Source organism: Paraburkholderia sp. CNPSo 3281 (assembly GCF_024206515.1).
Taxonomy (GTDB): Bacteria; Pseudomonadota; Gammaproteobacteria; order Burkholderiales; family Burkholderiaceae; genus Paraburkholderia; species Paraburkholderia nodosa.
Genome location: NZ_JAMBPS010000004.1, coordinates 238960 through 260984, shown reverse-complemented (window position 1 = coordinate 260984; position 22025 = coordinate 238960). Strand labels below are relative to the sequence as shown.

Annotated in this window: 24 protein-coding genes and 5 pseudogenes; 9 read left to right on the top strand and 20 right to left on the bottom strand. The window is 64.7% G+C overall.

Annotation, left to right across the window (positions count from 1 at the left end):
• Positions 1 to 13 precede the first annotated feature (13 nt).
• From M3I56_RS07135 to M3I56_RS07070, 14 genes and pseudogenes are all read right to left on the bottom strand, one after another.
• Positions 14 to 847 (bottom strand): hypothetical protein, encoded by an 834-nt coding sequence (locus M3I56_RS07135; protein WP_254353157.1) that lies wholly within the window; start codon positions 845 to 847, stop codon positions 14 to 16.
• A 19-nt stretch (positions 848 to 866) separates the two neighbouring features.
• Positions 867 to 1499 carry a PqiC family protein gene (locus M3I56_RS07130; protein ID WP_254353156.1) on the bottom strand — a complete coding sequence of 211 codons (633 nt, stop codon included), beginning with the start codon at positions 1497 to 1499 and terminating at the stop codon, positions 867 to 869.
• Complete coding sequence (locus M3I56_RS07125) at positions 1496 to 3115, bottom strand: intermembrane transport protein PqiB (protein ID WP_254353155.1); 1620 nt, start codon at positions 3113 to 3115, stop codon at positions 1496 to 1498. The genes M3I56_RS07130 and M3I56_RS07125 overlap by 4 nt, the downstream gene beginning before the upstream one ends.
• Positions 3099 to 4433 carry a paraquat-inducible protein A gene (locus M3I56_RS07120; protein ID WP_254353239.1) on the bottom strand — a complete coding sequence of 445 codons (1335 nt, stop codon included), beginning with the start codon at positions 4431 to 4433 and terminating at the stop codon, positions 3099 to 3101. The genes M3I56_RS07125 and M3I56_RS07120 overlap by 17 nt, the downstream gene beginning before the upstream one ends.
• Before the next feature lie 72 nt (positions 4434 to 4505).
• On the bottom strand, positions 4506 to 4892 hold the full coding sequence (locus M3I56_RS07115) for a response regulator transcription factor (RefSeq protein WP_028208093.1): 387 nt from the start codon (positions 4890 to 4892) through the stop codon (positions 4506 to 4508).
• A 96-nt stretch (positions 4893 to 4988) separates the two neighbouring features.
• Complete coding sequence (locus M3I56_RS07110; protein ID WP_254353154.1) at positions 4989 to 5579, bottom strand: copper-binding protein; 591 nt, start codon at positions 5577 to 5579, stop codon at positions 4989 to 4991.
• Positions 5580 to 5591: 12 nt separating this feature from the next.
• Positions 5592 to 6170: a YSC84-related protein gene (locus tag M3I56_RS07105; protein WP_254353153.1), complete on the bottom strand. Its 579-nt coding sequence runs from the start codon at positions 6168 to 6170 to the stop codon at positions 5592 to 5594.
• A gap of 188 nt (positions 6171 to 6358) precedes the next feature.
• On the bottom strand, positions 6359 to 6820 hold the full coding sequence (locus tag M3I56_RS07100; RefSeq protein ID WP_254353152.1) for a glycine zipper family protein: 462 nt from the start codon (positions 6818 to 6820) through the stop codon (positions 6359 to 6361).
• 302 nt (positions 6821 to 7122) lie between these two features.
• Positions 7123 to 8289, bottom strand: coding sequence for a porin (locus tag M3I56_RS07095; protein WP_254353151.1), 1167 nt, complete (start codon positions 8287 to 8289; stop codon positions 7123 to 7125).
• A 197-nt stretch (positions 8290 to 8486) separates the two neighbouring features.
• Complete coding sequence (locus M3I56_RS07090; RefSeq protein ID WP_254353150.1) at positions 8487 to 8771, bottom strand: DUF3325 domain-containing protein; 285 nt, start codon at positions 8769 to 8771, stop codon at positions 8487 to 8489.
• A gap of 59 nt (positions 8772 to 8830) precedes the next feature.
• Positions 8831 to 8974, bottom strand: a pseudogene (locus tag M3I56_RS07085) (PepSY domain-containing protein); the annotation flags it as partial.
• A gap of 344 nt (positions 8975 to 9318) precedes the next feature.
• The gene (locus tag M3I56_RS07080) at positions 9319 to 10089 is read right to left on the bottom strand and encodes an SDR family oxidoreductase (protein WP_254353149.1); all 771 of its coding nucleotides are present in this window, start codon (positions 10087 to 10089) and stop codon (positions 9319 to 9321) included.
• 35 nt (positions 10090 to 10124) lie between these two features.
• Entirely contained in the window at positions 10125 to 10976 is an 852-nt protein-coding gene (locus tag M3I56_RS07075) for an alpha/beta fold hydrolase (protein ID WP_254353148.1), read from the bottom strand.
• Positions 10977 to 11010: 34 nt separating this feature from the next.
• Positions 11011 to 11706, bottom strand: coding sequence for an alpha/beta fold hydrolase (locus M3I56_RS07070; protein ID WP_254353147.1), 696 nt, complete (start codon positions 11704 to 11706; stop codon positions 11011 to 11013).
• A gap of 123 nt (positions 11707 to 11829) precedes the next feature.
• On the opposite strand from M3I56_RS07070, the gene M3I56_RS07065 reads away from it, so the two are divergent.
• Complete coding sequence (locus M3I56_RS07065; RefSeq protein ID WP_254353146.1) at positions 11830 to 12462, top strand: ABATE domain-containing protein; 633 nt, start codon at positions 11830 to 11832, stop codon at positions 12460 to 12462.
• Positions 12463 to 12547: 85 nt separating this feature from the next.
• A complete protein-coding gene (locus tag M3I56_RS07060) occupies positions 12548 to 12739 on the top strand; it encodes a hypothetical protein (RefSeq protein WP_254353145.1) in 192 nt (63 codons plus the stop codon).
• A 91-nt stretch (positions 12740 to 12830) separates the two neighbouring features.
• Here the strand turns inward: M3I56_RS07060 and M3I56_RS07055 are convergent, their stop codons facing one another.
• Positions 12831 to 13490: a glutathione S-transferase family protein gene (locus M3I56_RS07055; RefSeq protein WP_254353144.1), complete on the bottom strand. Its 660-nt coding sequence runs from the start codon at positions 13488 to 13490 to the stop codon at positions 12831 to 12833.
• 175 nt (positions 13491 to 13665) lie between these two features.
• On the opposite strand from M3I56_RS07055, the pseudogene M3I56_RS07050 reads away from it, so the two are divergent.
• Positions 13666 to 14080: pseudogene (locus M3I56_RS07050) on the top strand (hypothetical protein).
• A gap of 37 nt (positions 14081 to 14117) precedes the next feature.
• On the opposite strand, the pseudogene M3I56_RS07045 reads toward M3I56_RS07050, so the two are convergent.
• Positions 14118 to 14600, bottom strand: a pseudogene (locus M3I56_RS07045) (SDR family NAD(P)-dependent oxidoreductase); the annotation flags it as partial.
• On the opposite strand from M3I56_RS07045, the pseudogene M3I56_RS07040 reads away from it, so the two are divergent.
• From M3I56_RS07040 to M3I56_RS07030, 3 genes and pseudogenes are all read left to right on the top strand, one after another.
• Positions 14588 to 15034 (top strand): annotated as a pseudogene (locus tag M3I56_RS07040) (LysR substrate-binding domain-containing protein); the annotation flags it as partial. The pseudogenes M3I56_RS07045 and M3I56_RS07040 sit on opposite strands and share 13 nt — an antisense overlap.
• 38 nt (positions 15035 to 15072) lie before the next feature.
• Positions 15073 to 15288, top strand: coding sequence for a DUF3820 family protein (locus M3I56_RS07035; RefSeq protein WP_254353143.1), 216 nt, complete (start codon positions 15073 to 15075; stop codon positions 15286 to 15288).
• 58 nt (positions 15289 to 15346) lie between these two features.
• Entirely contained in the window at positions 15347 to 15757 is a 411-nt protein-coding gene (locus M3I56_RS07030; RefSeq protein ID WP_254353142.1) for a VOC family protein, read from the top strand.
• A gap of 15 nt (positions 15758 to 15772) precedes the next feature.
• On the opposite strand, the gene M3I56_RS07025 is transcribed toward M3I56_RS07030, so the two are convergent.
• Positions 15773 to 17056, bottom strand: coding sequence for an adenylosuccinate synthase (locus M3I56_RS07025; protein WP_254353141.1), 1284 nt, complete (start codon positions 17054 to 17056; stop codon positions 15773 to 15775).
• A gap of 145 nt (positions 17057 to 17201) precedes the next feature.
• Between M3I56_RS07025 and gcvA the strand changes: the two genes are divergently transcribed.
• The 3 genes from gcvA (at position 17202) to M3I56_RS07010 (ending at position 19963) form a co-directional block, all read left to right on the top strand.
• The gene (gene gcvA, locus M3I56_RS07020) at positions 17202 to 18101 is read left to right on the top strand and encodes a transcriptional regulator GcvA (RefSeq protein WP_254353140.1); all 900 of its coding nucleotides are present in this window, start codon (positions 17202 to 17204) and stop codon (positions 18099 to 18101) included.
• A 130-nt stretch (positions 18102 to 18231) separates the two neighbouring features.
• Positions 18232 to 18543 carry a winged helix-turn-helix transcriptional regulator gene (locus tag M3I56_RS07015; protein WP_254353139.1) on the top strand — a complete coding sequence of 104 codons (312 nt, stop codon included), beginning with the start codon at positions 18232 to 18234 and terminating at the stop codon, positions 18541 to 18543.
• Between the two features lie 34 nt (positions 18544 to 18577).
• Positions 18578 to 19963, top strand: a complete 1386-nt coding sequence (locus M3I56_RS07010; protein ID WP_254353138.1) for an MFS transporter — start codon at positions 18578 to 18580, stop codon at positions 19961 to 19963.
• A gap of 1 nt (position 19964) precedes the next feature.
• On the opposite strand, the pseudogene M3I56_RS07005 reads toward M3I56_RS07010, so the two are convergent.
• The 3 genes and pseudogenes from M3I56_RS07005 to M3I56_RS06995 all read right to left on the bottom strand — a co-directional run.
• A pseudogene (locus M3I56_RS07005) lies at positions 19965 to 20196 on the bottom strand (GNAT family N-acetyltransferase); the annotation flags it as partial.
• 202 nt (positions 20197 to 20398) lie between these two features.
• Positions 20399 to 20785, bottom strand: coding sequence for a BON domain-containing protein (locus M3I56_RS07000; RefSeq protein ID WP_254353137.1), 387 nt, complete (start codon positions 20783 to 20785; stop codon positions 20399 to 20401).
• Positions 20786 to 20817: 32 nt separating this feature from the next.
• Positions 20818 to 21963: a porin gene (locus M3I56_RS06995; RefSeq protein WP_254353136.1), complete on the bottom strand. Its 1146-nt coding sequence runs from the start codon at positions 21961 to 21963 to the stop codon at positions 20818 to 20820.
• Between the last annotated feature and the right edge of the window lie 62 nt (positions 21964 to 22025).

Below are 22025 nucleotides of genomic sequence, written 5' to 3'. Positions count from 1 at the left end.
GCGTCGCGGCGTGTCAAGGCGCGTGGGCGGGTTCGGGAGCAGACGGTCGCGCCGGGGCGTGTTCGCCCAGCATGTACAGCAGTAGCGCGTCGCGATCGGGTCCGCTCATCGCCGCCGTCGAGCGCATGAGCACCGCGCTCGCCCAGCAGATGTCGGCCATCGTGGCGCCAGGGCCGCCGTTCGTGACGCGCTCGAGCCGCGCCACGGATTGCGGATCGCCAGCGAGGGCGGCGTTGACCGCATCGTCAAGATGCTGCAGCGCCAGCTCGTACGCCACGGGCGTGGGCAGCGTGACCGGCGCGGCGAGTACGGAACGGATCACCACGCGATAAAGCAACGTGAAATACTCGGCCGTGTCGGCATCGCTCATGCTGCCGATCGACATACTCCCGGCAATGTCCTGCACGCTCGCCATGCCCTGGCAATTGCTGCGCGTCACGCGGCCCATGTATTTCGCGAGCAGCGTGAAGTACGCCGACCGATCCTGCGGCGTCAGACGCGCAATGCCGCCGCGGATCAGGCTCTCGCGCGCCGCGTCGCCGCGCAGCCGCGCTTCGAGGCCCGCCACGCCGCCGGGCACGGCGACCGCTACGGCCGGGTCCGCACGCAGCCGGTAGAACCAGGCTTCGACGATGCGCGCCTTGATCGTCTCCTGCTCGACGCCGGCCTCGCGCAACGCCACCGCGCTCTGCGCGGACGTCGGCTCGGCGGGCGCAACGACGTAATCGAGCACCGCGAAGAGTCCCGCTGACGTGTCCTCGTTGCGCGGCACGCTGCCCGACGCATCGTGGCCCGCCAACGCCAGCGCCGTGGTCAGCGCGAACAACGCACAACGCATCGTCTTCATGAGACCCCGCGTGGCACGCTCAATCCGTCGCACTACCAACGGTTGCATGGTCCGCGCGAATGGCGGCGGCAATGTCCGCGCTGATGGTGGCGAGGGCGCGATCGTGCGCGTCGACGAGCGCGCCGTAGTCCTGGCTCGTCACCGGCTCGTGCGCCACCGTGTGGCCGAGCGTCAGCGCCTGGTGACCCGGCGGGCGCACGACCCATTGCGCATCGATCGTCACCGAATCTCCCAGCACGCTGTCAATGCGCGTGATATCCACGCGCACGCGCCAGACCGGCGGGGTGGCCGCGCCATCGAATGTCGAGACGTGCGCCGTACCGAGCCGCTGCGCAAGGTCCGCGGCGACGACGCGCCCGACGTCCAGTTTGAGCGGGGTGGCCCAGCGCGCGAACTCGTTCATCTGGATCGTGTTGTCAGGATTGCGCGTGACGATTTGTGGCCGGTCAACCATGTCGGGCACGGTCACAGGACCGACGACGACATCTATCGCGGCAGCGCCCGTTGGCACGGCAGGCGATGCGCTCGACGTCGCAGCGCTCGCTTCGTCGGCGCGCAGCGCATAGAACGTGGGCGACGGCGAGGAGCAGCCGGCGAGGCACGCCAGCGCAGCGGCGAAAGCGGTAGGCACGGTCAGGTTGCGGCGCTTCACTGCTTGCCTCCTGGTTTGCCCTGCACCACGGCCTCGGGATGGCGCTCGAGATAATCCGTGAGCATGCGCACCGAGGCGGCGGTGCGGGCCAGTTCACGCATGGCGTCGCTCGTATTCTGCTGGAGCTGCGAGTCGGGCTGCAAGGCGTCGGTGGCCGAGTTGAGCGTGGATTTTGCCGCCGAGAGCGTGTCGTGCGCCTGCGGCACGACGTCGGTGCCGAGCTTCGCCACCACGTCGTTCGCGCTTTGCAGCGTGCGCTGCGCACTCGCACCGATGGCCTCGAACGGAATGCCGTTGAGCTTCGCGAGCAGCCGCGTGAGCGAATCCTGCAACGACTGCAGCGTGCGCGGCACCGTCGGCAGTTCGGGTGGCGTTCTCGACCAGTCGATCTTCGCCTTCGGCGCGTCCGGGAAAACGTCGAAGGCGACGTAGAGCTGCCCCGTGAGCGGATTGCCCGAGCGCAGCTGGAACCGGAAGCCGCTGGCTATCAGGAACTCGGCAAGCTGGCGTGGTTGCGAAGTGAGGCGCCCGGCCGGCTGGCCATTCTCGAAGCGCGACGTAAAGCGCTCCGGATAGAGATTGATTTCGACAGGAATGCTGAACTGTTTCTTGACTGGGTCGAAGCGCGTGTAGATGCGTGTGACCTCGCCGATCACGACGCCGCGGAAATCGATGGGCGCGCCCACGGTCAGCCCGCGCACCGAGTCGTAGAAGGTCACGACGTAGGTGTCGACAATGCGGTCATGCTCCTTCAGCGAGTCGGCGTGCGTGGCGTAAAGCTCGAACTTCGAGTCGGCGTCGGCCTCGGGCGATTCACCGCCGGCGTCGGGCGCTTCGAACGCCACGCCGCCAATGAGCAGCGACACCACGGACTGCGTGTTGATCTGCACGCCGTCCGGGCTGAGCGAGACGTCGAGCCCGCTCGCGTGCCAGAAGCGCGTATCGCTGCGTACGAACCTGTCATAGGGCGCGTTCACGAACACGCGTAGCGTCACGCCCTTGCCGTTCGGGTCCATTTCATAGGAGGCGATCTGCCCGACCTGAAGACGGCGGAAAAACACGGGCGACCCGACATCGAGCGAGCCCATGTTCATGCTGTGCAGCACGAATTCGCGCCCCGGAATGTCGCTCGGGATCGCAGGCGGCACTTCGAGCCCCACGAAGTCGCGGCGCGCTTTGCTGGAGTTGCCGTCGTCCATGCCGACAAAAGAGCCCGAGAGCAACGTGCTCAGGCCCGAAACCGTACCGCCCGAAATGCGCGGACGAACGACCCAGAAGCGCGTGTTGTCGACGAGCATGCTCGCCGCGTCCTTCACGAGTTCGCCCGTCGCGATCACACGCTTGTGATCGGGCGAGAGCGTGACCGCCTTCACTACGCCGATATCGACGTCCTTGTACTTGATCTTCGTTTTGCCGGCCTCGAGGCCGTCGCCGGTCTTGAAGCTGATCGTGATGGTCGGCCCTTCCTCGATGATCGCCTTGGCCGCGAGCCAGCCGCCAATGAGCACCGCGACGATCGGCACGAGCCAGACGATCTGCATGCGCCAGCGCGAGCCGCGCACCGGCTTCGCCTCGGGCAGGTCCGGCAAGGAATTGTCGTTACCGGGCGCTGCCATTTTCGCGCTCCATCGCGTCCCAGATGAGACGAGGGTCGAACATGTTCGAGGCGAACATCGTGAGGATCACGACGGCGCCGAAAGCGATCGCAGCGGGCCCTGCCCTGATCGTGGCGAGCGCGTTGAACTGCACCAGCGCGACGAGCATCGTGATCACGTAGATATCGAGCATCGACCAGCGGCCGACCAGCTCGATCAGTCGATAGATGCGCGTGCGTTGCTCGGGTAGCCATGTCCAGCGGCGTTGCGTGGACCACGTCAGATACGAAAGCCCGAGAATCTTCAGCATGGGCACGGCGATGCTGGCAATGAACACGAGCAGCGCGAGCGGCCAGGAACCCGACACCCACAGATACACCACACCGCTCATGATCGTGTCCTTTTGCGTGCCGAACAGCGAACTCGTGTCCATGACGGGCAGCACGTTCGCTGGCACGTACAGCACCATCGCCGCGACCAGAAGCGCCCACGTGCGCGAGAGGCTCGCAACCTTGCGCATATGCAGCGCGCTGCCGCAGCGCGGGCACGTCGCCGCATGCGCGGCTGCCGGCATGCGCGCAAGCAGCCCGCACGCATGGCAGCGCGCGATGCCGCAGGCGGCGCCCGTGAGCGGACCTGCAGCGCGTTCGCCTCGTGCTCCGGCCTCCTGGCCACGCGCGAAGTTCGTTGTCACGCTGGGCGCGTCGGCCACCTTGACCGCGTTGGCCGGCTGCGTCGCGCGCGCCACGCGCGACCAGAACTGCCTCGCGTCGAACGCCGCGCTCGCGCCCGCGAGCACCAGCATCAACGCGCCAAACGACCACAATGCAACACCCGTCACGACCGTTGCGATATGTGACAGCTTCACGAGCGCGACCAGCAGGCCGAGTATCAGCACCTCGGTCATGCCCCAGGGCCGCGCGGTGTACATCACGCGAAACAGGAGCGGCGCCTGCCAGGGCGCGCGGTTGAGCGCAAGCGGCACGAGGAGGGCGAGCAGGCACATGACCTGCATGCCCGGCATGAGGATCGTCGTGGCGAACACCAGCGCCGCGATGGGCCACATGCCGTCCAGGTAGAGAATCTCGACCGCATGCCACAGCGTGGTGCGCACGAGATTGCCGTTCACCGAGAGCCCGACGATCGGATACAGGTTGGAAATGACGAACAGCACGAGCGCACCCAACGCGAATGCGAGCGCACGCCCGAGGCTTTCCGGAAGATCCCGCTCCAGTTCGGCGTTGCAGCGCAGGCAGCGCAGCGTGCCACCGGGCGAGCAAGGCGCGCCGCGCTGCATGAGATCGCAGTCGTGGCAAACAAGAAGCTCGGCGCGCTTCATGGCGGGGCCTTGCTGGATCCGGTCATGGCGTGGTCGATTCATCGTCGCTGTACCGATTCGGCATGCGGGGCGTCAGCCTGGCGGCGGCACGCCGAGCACCGCATGGACCGCGCCGATGAGCGCGGAGTCGTCGAACGGCTTGCGCAGGTACGCAACCGCGCCGGCTGCCTGTGCCTGCTCGCGCACCCGCGCATCGTCGTGCGCCGTAATCACGATGCACTGGATGCCGGTGCCGCCAAGCCGGCGCTGCACCTCGATACCGTTGATGCCAGGCATCTGGATATCGAGGACCACGCACGCCGGCGCGTGAGGCGCCGCGGCCGCCAGCGCGTCTAGAAATGCCTCGCCGCTGGTGTACACGTCGGAGTCGATGCCGACCGACTTCAACAGGCGCTGGATCGCTCGCCCGACCGACTCCTCGTCGTCGACGACGGCCACGGATCGTGTCACGTTGTTCATTTGACCAAGCGTCCGGTTACCGGTGAGGACAGCCAGACCGGCGCCGCCGTGCGCGCCGACCGGCATCCTGAGCGCAAGCGGCTGTCCCATGCGCGACTACTTGTGTTGTGCAGGCTTGACGGATACGGCGAACGCTTCCGTATACACTGCCTCGACCTGATCGCCGACCTGCACGCTTGCAAGCTGTTGGGGATCCTCGACCCGCAGGTCCATCGTCCCGCCTTCGGGTCCCATCAAGGTGACAGTTTGCGTTTTGGCGTCGACGGCCACGACATTCGCCGTGACCTTCACCTCACGCCCGACCATGCCGCCGGGCTTCTCGCCGGCAGCCGCGCGCTCGGCCTTCGGCGTTTCCTGTACCGAGGTCTCGCCGTCGCCTCCCTTCTTCAGGCTCAGCGTGAGGGATTCTTTATAGGTCATCGTCACGACATCGCCGACTTTTAGTTGGTCGAAGTTTCTGACTTCCGGTCCCAGCTCGGCTTCCACCATCTTGCCGTCGTGACGCTTGAGCGTGACGGTGCGGGTATCGGCGTCGATCTTCGTGATGGTCGCCGTCACCTTGTGCATGCCGGTGACGGTGGCCTTACCCGGCTCGTGCGTCACGTTGGCCGTCGTCTGGCCCTGGGCCGCGGCAAGCTGCGCCGCGGCGACGATGACTGCTGAAACAACCCACTTGAGGTACGGCATCGCGATCTCCTGTTACAGATCGAGCTTCGTCACCTTGGTGCCGGCGACCGACGCATCGGCCATGATGCCCGTATTGGTCATCACGATCGCCTGGACCGGCGCCGTTGCGGTTCTCGTGTCGATCTGCCCATTCGCACCGACCTTGACGAGCGCAACGGCAACGTCGCCGCCAACCGACCAGCCCTTCGAGTTGCGGAACTTGTCGAGCGAGTCCTGCGTCATGAAGAGAAAGATCACGGCGGTCGACTGCACCCCTGCCTGCAAACCGAACGAAGCGGCCGCCGTGCTGTAGTACCCGACTGTCGATCCACCTACGCGCAACGCACCCTGGCCGTATGACCCGCCAATAATGAACGCTGCCTTGCCGACCGAAGGAAACACCAGCACACCTTGCGACTTGGAAACGAGTTCCTGCGAGCCCGGGACAGTCGAGAACAGCCGGGACATCGTGCCGTCCACGGCCGCATCGATCTCCTGGCGTTTTGCCGCGTCGGTCGCGCCGCTCGTCCCACTGCTCGTGGTCGTGCTGCAACCCGCAACAGCGAGCCCAACCGCGGCCGCCGCCGTAAGCACAAAAATCCGTCGCTTCATTGTTGTCCTCCATTGAGTTTTTACAGCCCGGACACGGCACTCACGCATGCGGATCAAAGCTCACGCGAGAATGAGACGTTGCTCGCACATCGTTGCTCATCGTCAGTTACATAGTCTCAGACGCCCCGCACAGGACAAATCGGACCTTGGTCTTACGCCGCCCGAAACCACAGCGCGCTCCGCGCGGGCTACTGCACCGTGTAGCCGCGCCCTTGCATGCACGCGGCAAAGGCACGGTTGAACGTGTCGATCGCGCCCTGCTGCTGTTGCTGGGCGTTCGCCTGCTGGGCACGCCGGTCCTGCCGCGCGCGTGAGCCACCCACCATCGTGCCGGCCGCCGCGCCCACTGCCGCGCCCCTGCCCGCGTCGCCGGTGATCGCGCCAATCACCGCGCCGCCCGCCGCGCCGCGCGCCGCGCCCTGGACACGCTGGCCGCCGCCCACGGCCGGGCCCGAAGGCGGCGGTGGCGTCGACGCAACCTGCTTCGGGTCGATTCCCGTGTTGCTCTTCGCCCACGAGTAGCACGCCGATTCGTCCGCATGCTGTTGCTGCGCGCTCTGCCCCTTCGCGGGATAGGCAATAGGCGTTGCCTGCGCGGCACTCATCAGAAGCAGCACGGCGGCGCACAGGGCGCCGGTCCGACGATTCATATAGGTATCCATATCAACTCCTTGAGCGCGTGCGAGAGCGCGCCGATTACGCCTGCTGCGATCGGCGGGAGGTTGGCAAGCGACAGTCGTGCTGACGGCACGACGCCCGGATGCGGGGCAAACACCGCGCCGTGCGACCGGCGCAGTGGTCTGTTCAATGATGTGGGAGCGGCACAGCGAAGACAATCAGACCATGGTCCTACCGTCAGCGATAACGGCTGGCCGGCGCGATGACACACCCGCCGGCGCACGGCCGGAACGGCCATGCGGTGCGGCGGGCGCAAAAGCGATGCTGCGGGAGATCAGAATTTGTGGCGGATGCCGAGGCTCACCATGATTTGCGAACTTGAGCTGCCGTTCAGCCCATAGTCCGCCACGGAAGCGACCGCGGTGGTCAGAATGGAACCCGTTGCGGTCGGTACGCGCTGCGTGCCGTTGGCGTGCTGCCACGCGCCGACAAGGTACACGTCGGTACGCTTGGAGAGGTTGTAGTCGCCCCCCAGCGAGACCTGGTTATAGGTCGCCGAGGTGTCGCCCGCGCTGTGCGTCCACGTATAGCCAACGCCGATGAGCGACGCCGGCGTGAGCGCATAGTTCACGAAACCGCCAGCGACGTTGTAGCGCTGATTGGACGGGAAAAGCGATTGCGCGTCGGCCTTGTACTGCGCATTGCTATACCGGCCGCCGAACGTCCACGGTCCGGCCACGTATTGCAGCGCGACGGAGCCAATGCCGACCCACTTGGCGGTTTCGTAAGCAAGGTTCTGAAAACCGCCATCGAACGTGCCGTCCGAGGTGCTGGTCCAGTTGGTGCGGGGAATCGTGGAGTTTGCGTTAGTCATGCGGAGGTAGCCCGCCGCGATGCTGAATGGGCCAGTCACATAGCTCGCCGCCGCCGACCAGGTCTGCTGCGAACCCGTCGCACCCGCGACGCCGCCGAACGCATACATGCCCTCGATCTGGAAGCCCGCGAACTGCGGCGAGAGATACTTGATCGCATTGTTCGTACGAGAGCTGTTGTCGTTGTTGTCGACGTCGCCTGGCGTCGCGAAGGTGCTGCCCCAGTAATTGTCTGCGGTAAGGGGCTGGACCATGTCGACGACCGGGTCATATTGACGACCCAGGGTGAGCGTACCGTACTGCTGGTGCGTCAGGCCCACGAACGCCTGGCGGCCGAACAGGCGGCTGCCCTGCTCCGAAGTCCCGCTATTGATGTCGAATCCGCTTTCCAGCTGGAAGATCGCTTTCAGGCCGCCGCCCAGATCCTCCGTTCCCTTCAACCCCCAGCGGGACCCTTGCAGATTGCCGCCTTGCATCCGATACAGGTTTTTGCCCTGAGCGTCGGCGTTGTGGACGAACTGAAAGGCTTCGTCGATCACGCCGTACAGGGTGACGCTGCTTTGCGCTTGAGCGACCGGCGCCAGCATGGTGAGCGGAACAGGAAGCAACATAAGCGCAAGCTTTTTCATGTTTGCAACTCCTTCACGCACCAGGTAATTGGTATTCCTATACTAGTCGCTTGCTTCGGAACGACCTCGGCGCGAAATTGGTTCCGTTGTCGGCGCAAGACACCCAATGCGACATGAATGAAGGCCGCCGATCTGTAACCGCAGCTTAAATAAAGCATGAAAACCGGCATGTTTGCAAATGCCGCGAAGCCCTTACCTCACCGCGCCGACGCTCGTTGCGCATAGACAATCAGGACTCCATATACGATGCCCGCTGCCAGGATCGTGCAACCGCCATACCAGACGAGCCCGGGCGCCCAGCCCTTCCCCGCCACCGCCAGCCACAGTGCAACGAGCAACGCGCACCATCCGGCACAGCGCAGAACGCGGGAGAGCGCGGCGGGCAACCGCGCGCCGAACAGCGTCTCCTGATGACGCTCCATGGCCGCCGCGAGGCACGCAAAGGCGGGCACGCACAGTATCAAGGCGAAAGGCGGCATCATGCGTCCTCCTGCGCCGCAAGCGCACTCACGCGGCGCTTGTCCGCCGGCTTCGCACGCGACCGGTGGCGCGGCGTGCAGCGCCGCGAGCGCCATGGCATGTACATCATCATCAACGTGACGAGGCCCGTGTACGTGATCATAAGGTGGAACGGCAGGCCGAACACTGAAAGCGCGTTATGGGCGTCGAGCCACGAGCGCTGGCCCGACGAGCAGACCGGCCCACGTATGGAGATCGGCCATGCTCTGGCGCACGCCGCGCGCTTGCGGACGTTTGTCCGCATGCTTCATGGGTGCGCGCCTCCCGCCGCCGCTGCAGCCGTTGTGGCAGACGTTGCGGACGCAACCGACGACGAAGCCCACCATGCCGCCAGCGCGAGCGGCAGCGCCACGAGCAGCAGACCGGCGCACGCGGTCGAGCGCGGCGCTCATGGCGCCGCTCGCACGGCTGCAGCGGCGTCCCCCCGACGACCGCGTACACAACACCCACCCCGCCGAATCTCGTTTCATGACCAGGCGCGCCAGCGCGGGAACCAGCGCGCCTCGCCACTCAGATCGACTTGACCTCGCCGCCGTCCATCCTCAGCGTCGTGCCGGTCATCCAGTGCGCGCCGGGCGATACGATGAACGCCATCAAGTCGGCAATTTCCCCGGGCGTTCCGTAGCGCGCAATGCCAGCTTCGGCCGGGAACTTCGCCGTGGCTTCCTCGACGCTCATGTCATGCAGCGGCGCCCAGTACTCCAGATACGACTGGCGGCGACCCGTCATCACGGGTCCGGGCAGCACGCTGTTGACCTGCACGCCGTCCGCGATGCCGCGGTCCGAAAAAGCCTTCGCCAGCGCGACGATCGCCGCGTTGATCGTGCCCACGGCCGCATAAGGCGCCTTCGGGAACACGGCCGAATTGCCCGACATCAGCACGACCGCGCCCGCGCTGGCCTTAAGTGCCGGCCACGCTTCGATCGTCAGGCGCCGCGCGCCGTGCAGTTTGAGCGCGAGACCGCGCTCCCATTGCTCGTCGGTCATCTCGAACAGATCGATCTGCGGCACCGCGCCCGCAATGTTGAGCAAGGCGTCGATACGCCCATATGCCGCAAGCGTTTGCTCCACCACTTGCCGCGCGGCATCGGCAAGCGAGAGATCGATGTCGATGACGAGCGCCTCGGCGCCCGCGTCCCTCACCTGCGCGGCGGTCTCTTCGAGCTGCTCGCGGCTGCGCGCCACCACGACGTTCGCGTCGAAGTCACGCGCCAGCCTCACGGCCGTCGAACGGCCAATGCCCTGGCTCGCGCCCGTTACGATTGCGACTTTTCCGGCCATCTTCCCGCTCCTCACTCGATCAGTATTGCCAATCATTATTCGAGAAATTCCGTGATCGCCGTCGCGATCTCGTCGGCGTGCGTTTCCAGTGCGAAATGGCCGGTGTCGAAAAAGCGCACCACGGCTTGCGGCAGGTCGCGCTTGAATGCCTCCGCGCCCGGAGGCAGAAAGAACGGATCGTTCTTGCCCCACACGGCGAGAAACGGCGGCCGATGCGTGCGGAAATACGCCTGAAACTCGGGGTACAAAGCAACATTGTTCCGATAGTCGCGGAACAGGTCGAGCTGGATCTCGTGCGCGCCGGGGCGGTTCATATAGTAGTCGTCGAGCGAATAACCGTCCGGCGACACCGCCGACGCATCGGGCACGCCGTGCGTGTATTGCCAGATCGTCGCTTCGCGCGAGAGCAGTGCACGCAGCGCGTCGCGATTGGCCGGCGACGGGTCCTGCCAGTAAGCGCGAATCGGATTCCAGCCGTCGCTCAGGCCTTCTTCGTAGGCGTTGCCGTTTTGCGAAATGATCGCCGTGATGCGCTCGGGATGCGCGAGCGCGAGGCGAAAGCCCGTGGGCGCGCCGTAGTCGAACACGTACACCGCGAACCGGTCGAAGCCGATGCGCTCGGTGAAACGCGCGATCACCTTCGCGATATTCTCGAACGTGTACGCGAATTGGCCCCGGTCCGGCAAGTCCGATTGACCGAAGCCCGGCAGATCGGGCGCGACGATATGAAAGCGGTCGGCGAGCTTCGGGATGAGGTCGCGGAACATGTGGCCAGAACTCGGAAAGCCGTGCAACAGCAGGAGCTTCGGCGCGTCGGCGCGCCCGGCTTCCCGGTAGAACACGTTGAAGCCGTCGACATCGGCACGGCGGTAGGCAATGGCAGTCATGGGTTCCTCCAGAGGTGAACGGAAAACCGCGCGTTTAGCGCGCACAGACGGACCGAACGGCTTCGGCGATGACGTCGGTCACGGCGTCGGGGGCCGTGACGCTCGGCGTGTGATCGACTTCATGGGCGCGGACTTGAGCGTTCATCCGGCTAGCCATGAAGCGCTGCGTATCGGGATCGATCATGCGGTCCTCGTCCGCGACGAGAAACCAGGCAGGCCGGTCTCTCCATAGCGGCCGCGCTACCGCTTCGCCGATACACGCCGCCGCAATCGGGCGCTGGATCGCGGCGAGCGCCGCCGCCTCCTGCGCGGTGGCGTGCTGCGCGAACGCGTTCGCAAACGCCTCCTGCGGCAGCCAGATCCAGCCGTGCCGGTCGGGCGCGAGTTGCGGCGCCTGCGGGTGCGTCTTCCCGCGATAGAACACGTCGGCCACGGTTTCGCCTTCGTCGGGCGCGAGCGCGGCCACGTACACCAGCGCCGCGACGTTCGCAGCACGCGTGGCGCCGATTACGGCCCCCGCGTACGCGTGGCCGGCCAGCACGACCGGTCCGTCGATCCGTTCGAGCGTGCGCTCGAGCGCCGCCACATCGTCAGCCAGCGAAGCGAGCGGCAGTGGGGCCGCGACGGCGTCGATGCCCTGCCGGTTCAGCCGCTCGATCACCTTGCTCCAGCTCGACCCATCCGCCCAGGCGCCGTGCGCCAGCACCACACTCGTTTTGCCGTGGGACATACCCGCTCCTTATGTAACCGTTTTAACGATATTTTAGAGGTTACTCACCAGAGACGTAACTTGTCAAGGATGATTTTGCTGGTTACACTGAATGCACCCTGATTACCCTTCTGCGGCAAGAAAATGGACTTCCGTCCCATACCGGCGATATTCGTGGCCGACGCGCCGGGGCTCGACTTCCTGAACTCGGTTGCAACACCGGTGGACGTGCCGGTCGACTGGATCGCCGACGGCGAAGGTTTGCTGTCCTGGCTCGAACAGGCGGGCATGGTCCCCGCGCCAGCGCTTGCCGCCATGCGCGCGCAGTTCAGCGCAGCCGAGTTCGACAGCGTCGCGGGCGAGGCGCGCGCGCTACGCGAATGGTTCAGGACCTTCGTGCGGGAAAGAAAAGGCCTGCCGCTCGCCAGCGGCGATCTCGGCGAACTTGCGCCGCTCAACGATCTGCTCGCGCGCGACGACCGCTATGGCGAAGTCGTTGCGTCCGGCAGTGACGGCGCAGCGGCGTTTGAATACCGCGTGAATCGCCGCTGGAAAACGCCGGAATCACTCTTGATGCCCATTGCCGAGTCGTTGGCGAAACTCGTCTGTGAGCAAGACTTTACGCACGTGAAAGCCTGCGAGGGCCCGAAATGCACGCTGCTGTTCGCCGACCATACGCGCGGGCACGCGCGCCGCTGGTGCAGCATGGCGATCTGCGGGAATCGCGCGAAAGTTGCCGCGCACCGCAAACGGCTCAAGGAACGCGAAAGCGCTTAGGGTCGATTCACGCTGACAACAGGCGTGCGGCCCCGGGAGCGGGCCTTGCGGGATCTGGCGGGCCTACCGGAATGGGAGAGGAACGATGACCGCCAGCACCCCAAAGCCCCATGAAAATGGCGCCAGCAACGCCACCGAAAAACCGCAGCAGAAACACACCGAGCATAGCGACGACAAGCGCAGCGCCATGCCCGAGCGCGATGACAAGTCGCGCAAGCAGTCGCCCGCCGACCGCCCCGGCAAGCAGTCCGGCGAAGGGGAGCCTTCGGTGGGCTGATTTCGTTGTCTGCATAGCGAAAGAGGCTTGCATGGTGCAAGCCTCTCTCACGTTGCCGTCTCACATACTTCGCATGCGTTATCGAATCGCGTCAGTCGCGATCCGGGGCGCCGAGTGGAAAGAGCGGACGATACGGCCGCGCCTCGTTCACGGCCCGCGCGAAGGAAGGGCGCGCGAGCAGGCGCTCGCGATAGGCACGCAGCATGGGATAGGCCGGGGCAATGCGATGCGTCCAGTCCGCATAGAAAAGCGACGAAGACGCGGCGCAGTCCGCCATCGTATAGTCCTCGCCCGCCGCCCACGTTTTGCCTGCCAGATGGCCTTCGAGCCATGCGTAGGCGAGTTCGAGCTTTTCCTGCGCGAAGGCGCGCCCTTCGTCGCGCCTTGCCGGGTCGCCGGTCAACGCGCCGTCAACAGCGCGTTGCACGGGCGTCATGACATGCAGGTCGAAGAAGCGGTCGAGAAAGCGCACGTCGAGCGCGGCCATGGGATCGGCGGGCAGCAGGCGCACCGGCCCGGGATGCGCGAGCTGCAGGTATTCGATGATGATGCTGGTTTCCGCAACGTTGCGCTCGCCGTCCACGAGCACCGGAAACTTGCGCAGCGGCCAGCGTTGCAGCCACTGCGCCGTATGCTCGGGCGAATCCGGACCGACGCCGCGGAACTCGAAAGGTGTGTTGTTCTCGTACAGCGCGATGAGCACCTTCTGCGTGTACGAGGAAAACGGATGACCATATAGCGCGAGCGACATCGGTGGTGTCTCCTGGTTCGAGCCGGGGAAAGTCGTTGAACCATGCACCGGTTGCGTGCGGATTGCAAGCGTTGCCGGGAACTGCAGCGGCGCGTGGTCGAGGAACTGTACATGGCGGCGACCACATGCGTGGCGTATCGTGGACCGGCGCGGCTCCCACTTCTTTCCTTTCGATATGCTCAACATCTTCGGCAAAGCATCGTCCATCAACGTTCGCAAGGTGCTCTGGACCTGTGTCGAATTGAACCTTCCCTTCGAGCGCGAGGATTGGGGCTCGGGCTTTTGCTCGACGCAAACGCCGGAGTTCCTCGCATTGAACGTCGCCGGCTCATCAGGCCACCAGCGAAATCGCGCTTTCCATCGAGAACTGGACCCGGCATATGCGCATTCTCGACGCACGGCTGCAGGCGACCGGCGCGTTCGTCGCCGGCGCGCAATTCTCGCTTGCGGATATCCCCGTTGAGTTGTCGGTGAACCGCTGGTTCGGCACACCGTTCGAGCATCCGCATTTGCCCGCTGTTGCTGCGTATTTCGAACGGCTTGCCGAACGGCCCGGGTTTGCCGTGCATTGCGCAAACGGGACGCCGTGAGGAACGGCGCGGGCCGCAGGTCAACTTGCGAGGTCACTCAGGCAGGGAAGTCAGTCGATGTCGACAGCGCCTGCCACGTTTGCGTTTCCTGCGTCACGTAAGCGTTTTTCGCAGCGATGGCAGCGAGCGTGTCCGTGCCGAGCGGAAGGCGCAACGGCGGGTTAGACGCGTCGACGAGCGTGATCAACGCTGCGGCAAGCTTCGTCGGGTCGCCGGGCTGGTTGTGATTCATTTGCACGGCCTTGCGGCGAACTGCGCCCGAGGTTTCGTCGTAGTCGTCGATCACGTGGGGCGCGACGAGCAGCGAGGACGCATCCAGAAAGTCGGTACGAAAATAGCCCGGCTCGACAACGGTCGCGTGAATGCCCAGCGGCTTCAACTCGGCATGCAACGCTTCCGTAATGCCTTCGACGGCAAACTTCGTCGACGAGTACACGCCAAATCCGGCCGGGGCCCGGTAGCCGCCAATCGATGAAATAATGATCACGTGGCCCCAGCGATTGGCGCGCATCGTCGGAATATATCGAGCGCAACGGCGTGCCGCAGACCATCGAAGAACTCGCTCAACATCGCTGCACCGGGTACCGGCGCGCCAACACGGGCAAGCTCGCGCAGTGGCAGTTCCGTGTCGGCGACGAGATCGTCTATCGCGACGTGCCCGCCGCCATCTGCGTGAACGACACGGAACTGGAAACGCGGGCGGTGCTTGCGGGTCTCGGCATCGGGCAGCTGGGCAGCTTCAACGCCACGACGCCTATCCGAAGCGGACGACTCGTTCCGTTACTGATGCAGCACGTCACCGAATACGGCACGATTTATATCTACTACAGGCATCGAACCGAACAATCGCTGCGCGTGAAGCTGCGCGTGAAGACGTTCATCGACTTCATGGTCGGGCGCATGGCCGGCAACCGAAACTTTTTCCTCGATCCGGCCGAGCTTCGCGCCGGGTAGGATTCGCGCGTGAGCGCCGGGCCGTGCACAATACCGTCATGCAAGCTCAAGACCTCGAACGCCTTGTCACCCTCGCCATGCCCTTCGGCAAATACAAGGGCCGGCTCATGGCCGACCTGCCTGGGCATTACCTCAACTGGTTCGCCCGCGAGGGGTTCCCGCCGGGCGAGATCGGCCGTCTGCTCGCGCTGATGCAAGAGCTGGACCATAACGGCCTGAAGGGCTTGCTCGAGCCGCTGCGCAAACGCGGCTAGCGCCAACCCGGCACCTGGCGGAGAATGCCCGTGCGAATTTCTTGCGAGGCTGCCCGACATGGCGACATTTCAGCCCGATGGATGGCATACCGTCACGCCCCGAATCGTCGTACGCGACGCGGAGAACCTGGTCGCCTTCATCAAGACGGTGTTTGAGGCACAGGGCGCGTTCCGCCACGGACTGCCTGCCGAAATCAGGATCGGCGATTCCGTGGTGATGGTTAGCGGCTCGGACGGTCTGCGCGAGCCGATGCCGGCATTTCTGTACGTCTACGTTCAGGACACCGATTCGACCTACCAGCGAGCGATTGCGGCTAACGCGGTCTCGCTCGAAGTTCCGGCCGACCTGCCATACGGCGACAGGCGCGCGATGGTCAGAGATCCGTGGGGAAATACCTGGCAGATCGCCACCCATCAGCGCGACCTCCCGGCTGCCGAGATCCGTTCAAGGATGGCCAGCGAAGGTTAGGCCGATATTCGAGCATTACGCGAATGGGGATTGCAGGACAATCGCGTCGTCGCGTTCTGGGCCGGTGGTGACCATCGCCGCGGGAACGCCGACTTCGTTCTGAATCGCTTCGATCAGCGCCGCTGCCTGCGGCGGCAGGTCGCCATAGGAACGGACACCGCGGGTCGAACCGGCCCAGCCCTCGAAGCGCCTCAGAACCGGCTGCAGGCGCTGCTGCTCGGCGTTCGTGGATGGCATGTAGTCGATGCGCGCCCCATCGAGCATATAGCCCACACAGAGCTGCACCGACTCGAAGCCATCGAGCACGTCGAGCTTGGTCAGCGCGAGCTGGTTGATGCCCGCGACTTTGCAGCTTTGACGCAGTTGCACGGTGTCCAGCCAGCCGCAGCGGCGCGGACGGCCGGTGTTGACCCCGTACTCGCCGCCGCGCTGCCGGAGCACGTCGCCGAGCGCGCCGTCCAGTTCCGACGTGAACGGGCCTTCGCCAACACGCGTTGCATAGACCTTGCTGACGCCAAGCACGCGCCCTAGTTGCGACGGAGCGATGCCGGCGCCGCTGGCCGCGCCGGCGGCAATGGTGCTCGACGACGTCACATAGGGGTAGCTGCCCCAATCCACGTCGAGCATGACCGCTTGCGAGCCTTCGAACACCACGCGCTTGCCCGACGAATGGGCGTGGTCGAGCTGCTCCCAGACGCGGCCCACGAACGGCAGGATGCGCGGCGCCATGGCGAGCAGGCCGCTCAACATCGGCTCGCGCGGGAATGGCGCCTGCCCCGAGCCGCGAAGCCAGGCGTTATGGTGCTCGAGCAGAACATCGAGCTTCTGGGCCAGCAGTTCCGGTTCGGCCAGATCGCACACGCGCAGGCCGCGGCGCCCGACCTTGTCTTCGTATGCCGGACCAATGCCGCGCAAAGTGGTGCCGAGCGGCTTCGCGCGCATCCGCTCCTGCGCGGCGTCGATCGCGCGATGCACCGGCAGGACCAGCGTGGCCGTCTCGGCGATCTGCAGTACCTCCGGGGTGACGCGGATGCCCATCGCCGCCATGCGGTCGATCTCCGCGAGCAGCGCCTCGGCATCGAGCGCGACGCCATTGCCGATCAGGCCCAGCTTCCCGCGCACGACGCCGCTGGGAAGCAGCGCCAGCTTGTAGGTCCGGCCGTCCACCACCAGCGTGTGCCCGGCGTTGTGCCCACCGTTGTAACGGACGACGATATCCGCGTTCTCCGCGAGCCAATCCACGATCCGGCCCTTTCCCTCATCGCCCCACTGCGCGCCGACCACGACAACATTCGACATGCGAGATTTCCCCTGGTGAGTTAATCGAACAGATCCACAATCGGAACTGCTGCAAAGGGGCTCAATATAGGGCTACGCTCGCAACACGAAAAGCGATGTAAACTCACCCAACTTGTCAGGAAAAGTCACATAGGAGTGTGGGTTGATGTCGCGTCGTCTGCCGCCGTTGAACGCCCTGCGCGTATTCGAAGCCGCCGCCCGCGCGGAGAGCTTTTCGGTGGCGGCCGAGGAGCTTTGCGTCACGCACGGGGCCGTTAGCCGACAAGTTCGGCAACTGGAGGACTGGCTTGGACTCGACCTGTTCGAGCGTCGCGGCCGCAGGGTCGTCTTGACCGCGTCGGGGCGCGCCTACCTGGCCGAGGTATCGGCGGCGCTGGATCGCATCGCGCTGGCAACCAGTGAGCAGCTTCGGGCCACGCGCGCGCAGATCGTGAGGGTCAACGCGCCGACGACGTTCGCTTTGCGCTGGCTATTGCCGCAACTTTCCAGCTTCCAGCTGACCAATCCGGCGGTCGAGGTTCGGCTGACGACTTCGGATGAGCCAATCGAAAAGCTCGGCGACGAATGCGACGTGGCGATTCGCGGCAGCGAGCAGAAGTCGGCGGGGTATGCGGTCAAGGAGTTTTTATCGGAAGTCCGGCTGCCGGTGTGCTCACCCAAGGTGCTGGAGTCTCACCCGATACACCGCGTCTCGGACCTGGCGCACCACACCCTGCTTCACACGGCGACCTACCCCGGCCTTTGGGCGGAATGGCTTGCGGCGAGCGGCCACCCAGGGCTTGCCACGCGCCATTCCCAGCAACTGGATCACTTTTATTTGACCCTGCAAGCCGCCATTGACGGTCTGGGGATTGCAATGGGCCCTACCGCGCTTGTCGCGCTCGACGTCAAAGAGGGCCGTCTCGTGTTCCCGTTCGACGGCCCCGCCCTACCGGCATGGCGCTACTGCAGCTATGTCCGCGACGCGCGCCTCGACGATCCGGCAATCAACACCTTTCTGGCTTGGTTGCGCGAACTCGGCCAGCGCTTTTCACATCATGCGTAGCGCTGGATCGACGCATCGCATGTTCCGCGCTCACGGGTTGACAGCCCGGATTCGATGCTTTAAAAAGTAAAGCATGAAAATTCCACGGCCAGGACAACCCGTCCGCGGCTCGACCACCGGACGGCCGATCATGGTCGTGCTGGACCTGCTCGGGCGGCGTACCGCACTGCGGATACTGTGGGAACTTCGCGGCGAGGCGATGACGTTTCGCGCGCTCCAGGAAGCGTGCGACACGAATGCCCGCCTGCTCAATACGCGGCTCGCGGAATTGCGGGCGTCCGGTCTCGTCGAGCACGGCGATGGCGGTTACCGAATGACAGCCGAAGGCAGGAAGCTTTTGACCGCATTGCAGCCGCTGCTGGCCTGGGCGCATCAGTGGGCCGAGCGCGATCCGCAAGGGTTTGAAGCCGCCGATCCCGATCACGCCGACCGCGAGGCGTAATTCGCGGTTTTTCATACAAGGGATGTTGCACACCGTGAACCATCTCCGCTGGAAGATCGTGGCATTGCTCGTTGCGCCACTGACGTTCGTGATGACGCTCGACCGCACGGCCATGGCCGTCGCGGCCCCGACGATACAGAACGAACTGGGCCTGTCGATCGTCGAGATGTCGATGATTCTCACGATCTACTTCTGGGCCTATGCAATCGGGCAGATACCGGCCGGCCGCGCTGCCGAACGCTTCGGGTCGCGCAAGGTGCTGTTCGGCACGAGCACGCTCTGGTCGCTCATGATGCTCGCCACGCCCCTGGGCACCTCGTTCGCCTGGCTCTTCGGGTGCCGCCTCGTGCTGGGCGGGGCGCAGTCGGCGGACTGGTCGAGCAGTGTCGTCGCGCTCAAGCGCTGGGTTCCGGCCAGCGAGCGCGCAAAAGGCAATGCGCTCCTGCTCGCAGGACTTTATCTCGGCCCGATCGTTTCAGCGCCGCTTACGGCGTGGACCATCGCGCGGTTCGGCTGGCATGCCGTCTTCTTCGGATTCGGCGCACTGGGCCTGCTGCTCGGCGCGATCTGGTGGTTCGGCTACCGCGACACGCCGGCGGCACATCCGCTCATCACGAAGGCAGAGGTCGAGTACATCGCAGCCGGCCAGCCACCCGAGCGCGCGGCAGCGAGAGGCGCGCTCAGGCGCTGTCTGAGGCAGTGGCGCTTCTGGATCTTCGGTGTCCAGTACTTCCTGCTGGTGCTGATCCAGAGCTTCTATACGACGTGGCTGCCAACCTACCTCATGCGTGCACGCGGGCTTTCGCTCAAGGCGATGGGCCTCTACGCATCGTTGCCCTGGGTTGCCGTGTTCGTGGCGGTATTCGTCGCGGGCGCGTTCAGCGACTGGCTGCTTCGAAGGACCGGCTCGATCTATCGGGCGCGCACGCCCGTTGCGATGACCGGATTTGTCGTGAGCGCAACCGCATTGACGGCGGCTTCGCGCGCGGATTCGATTGCGATGGTCATCGGCTTGCTGTGCCTGTCCTTTGCCGCGGTGGGATTCGTGCAGGTGGTCGTGTGGTCTGCCACGCAGGATCTCGGGCGCGCGTTTGCCGGTGTCATGTCGGGCTGGACAAACGTGTGGGGGGCCCTCTCGAACGTCGCGGGCCCCATGACGCTGGCTTTGATCGTCAAGGTCACGCATAGCTGGGCAAGCGGCATGATCGTAATCGGCGCGGCGGCCGCCTGCGGTGCGCTGCTATGGCTGTTCGTGCATCCCGAGCGCCCCTTGCTCGGTGACGAGGCGGCCGGACCGCTGCCGCCCGCTGAGACGGGCGCGGCAACAGAGTCCATCGGGAACGCAGGAGTTTCGCGCCATGATGCGCGCGAGACCGATGCCGATGCCGATGCCGGAGAGGTGTCCGAGCAGAATCGCTGAGTCAGAGCACGAGGATCATCTCGTGCCACACCATGCCACCGTGGTCGGAGTCGGACGGTCTCACGTACTCGTAGCCGAACCTCCGGTACAGATCGACGTGCCGGTCAGTCCTTGCACATCAGGTGGATGGTGGCTTTGTCCAACGCTCGCATGCGGCCAACGAAGGTCTCCATCAGCAGCGTCGAGTAGCCTTTGCCTTGCTTGGCGGGGTCGACGACGACGGACAGCGAAACTGAGCGCGAAATGAGCGCGCCCCGCCGCGAGATCTTCCAGCGAATCGCGATGACTGGAGTACACGACGTTCACCCGCAAGTCAGGTGCAAGAGCCGGTATGCGCGACAGCGCGTGACTGCATGCAGATGCGCTCAATGGATTGGGCGTTAAGCGCCTGCCCCGACATCACATCAGGCTCTGTCGGATCGCCGCCAAGCCCAGTTACTGCCCGCCAAACGGCTTTTTGACCGTCAACTTGTTGATAACGGATGTGACGCCCGGAACGCCTTTCGCGATCTCGCTCACTTTGTCGATCTGCGATGCATCGACCACGGTGCCGTCGAGCGTCACTGCGCCGCCCTTCGCGATGACGCTGATGTTGCCAGCGTTGATCTCGTTGTTGTGCGTGACGATCGCGGAGTAGACCTTGCGGCGCAGCGCATGATCGGCTTTTCGGATGTCTTTCGCCGTCATGCTGCCCGAGGCCGCAACCGCGGTTCCGTTCGAAGCGGCGCTCGTTTCGCTTACACCCGCCTGCGCCCAGGCATGAACCGATGCCAACGCGATCAATACGCCGCCCGCGATCCCGAGCGCCCAGTTTGTTTTCATTGCATGTTCCACTTGTTATCTGCGTGGGGAGATCAGAAGCTATGGCGGATACCGACCATCGCCGCCGTGGTTGACCTGCCTTCCGGAACGGGCGCACCGTAGGTGATTGTCTGGCTCATGTTGCCGCGGTTGTTGACATAGCCGACCTGCGTGTAGGCGAGGGTGGTTTTGGACAGGTTGTATTCGGCGCCCAGCGCAAACTCGTTCGATTGACTGGATGAGTGGTTACGATCCTTCAGGTAATAGAAGCCCGAGGTGATCTTGAAAGCCGGGCTGAACTTGTAGCCGAGCCCCCCGGAAATCATCTCGAAGTTGGCGTGGCCACTGTTCGCGGGGTTCTTGCCGATGCTGTATGACGTCGACACGGAAAAATCGTGGAAGGTGTACTGCGCGCCCAGATACCAGAAGCGGTTGTTGGCCAAGCCGGTCGACGGCGCCGTGACGATTGTCGTGGGGCCCGTCTGCGTGAATGGATTCGTGTCGTGACCGTTGTAGTAGACAGCTGCCAGGTTCAGGCCATAGTTCGAATACTGCAGCACGGCGGACTCGCGCGTGCCGCCCTGGAACTGACCCGGAACGCCGCCGGGAGCATACTCGAGCGCAAGCGACGCGCCGTAGAACTTCGGCGACCGGTAGACGATCGCGTTGTCGTCGTACAGGGCGCCGATCGGGCCGTTCGTGCTGAGGCCCTGCCAGCCCGCGGCCTGGTTCATGCCTAGCCATGCGGTCAGGATACTGCCGAAGTACTGGGCGTTCCGTACGTCCGTATCTGCCATCGCATAGATCATCGGCACGATCTGCCGGCCCATGTCGATCGTACCGAACGGGCTCGATACACCCACCGTCGTCTGCTGGTTGAACAGCGCTGTGGCGCCCGGCGTGTCGGCCAGCCCGGGCTTGCCGTTCGAACTGTTGTATGACCCCTGCAACCTGAAACTGACCTTGTAGCCGCCCCCGATGTCTTCGCTGCCCTTGAGACCCCAGATGCTCGAATAGATCCCGCCATCCTTGAGCTCGTAGACATGGCCGAGGTTCACTTTCGACTGAAAGTTCGCTGCATTCGCGCTCTGATACAACAACCCCGAATCGATGACGCCATACAGCGTCACCGATGACTGCGCGTACGTGGTGCCTCCCATTGCAGCCAGCACAGCCGCCACCAACCACTTCAGTTTCATTTTGTCTCCTGTTTGGTATATCCAAGCAACCCGTAACGACGTCCATCCGCGTTCGATACCAA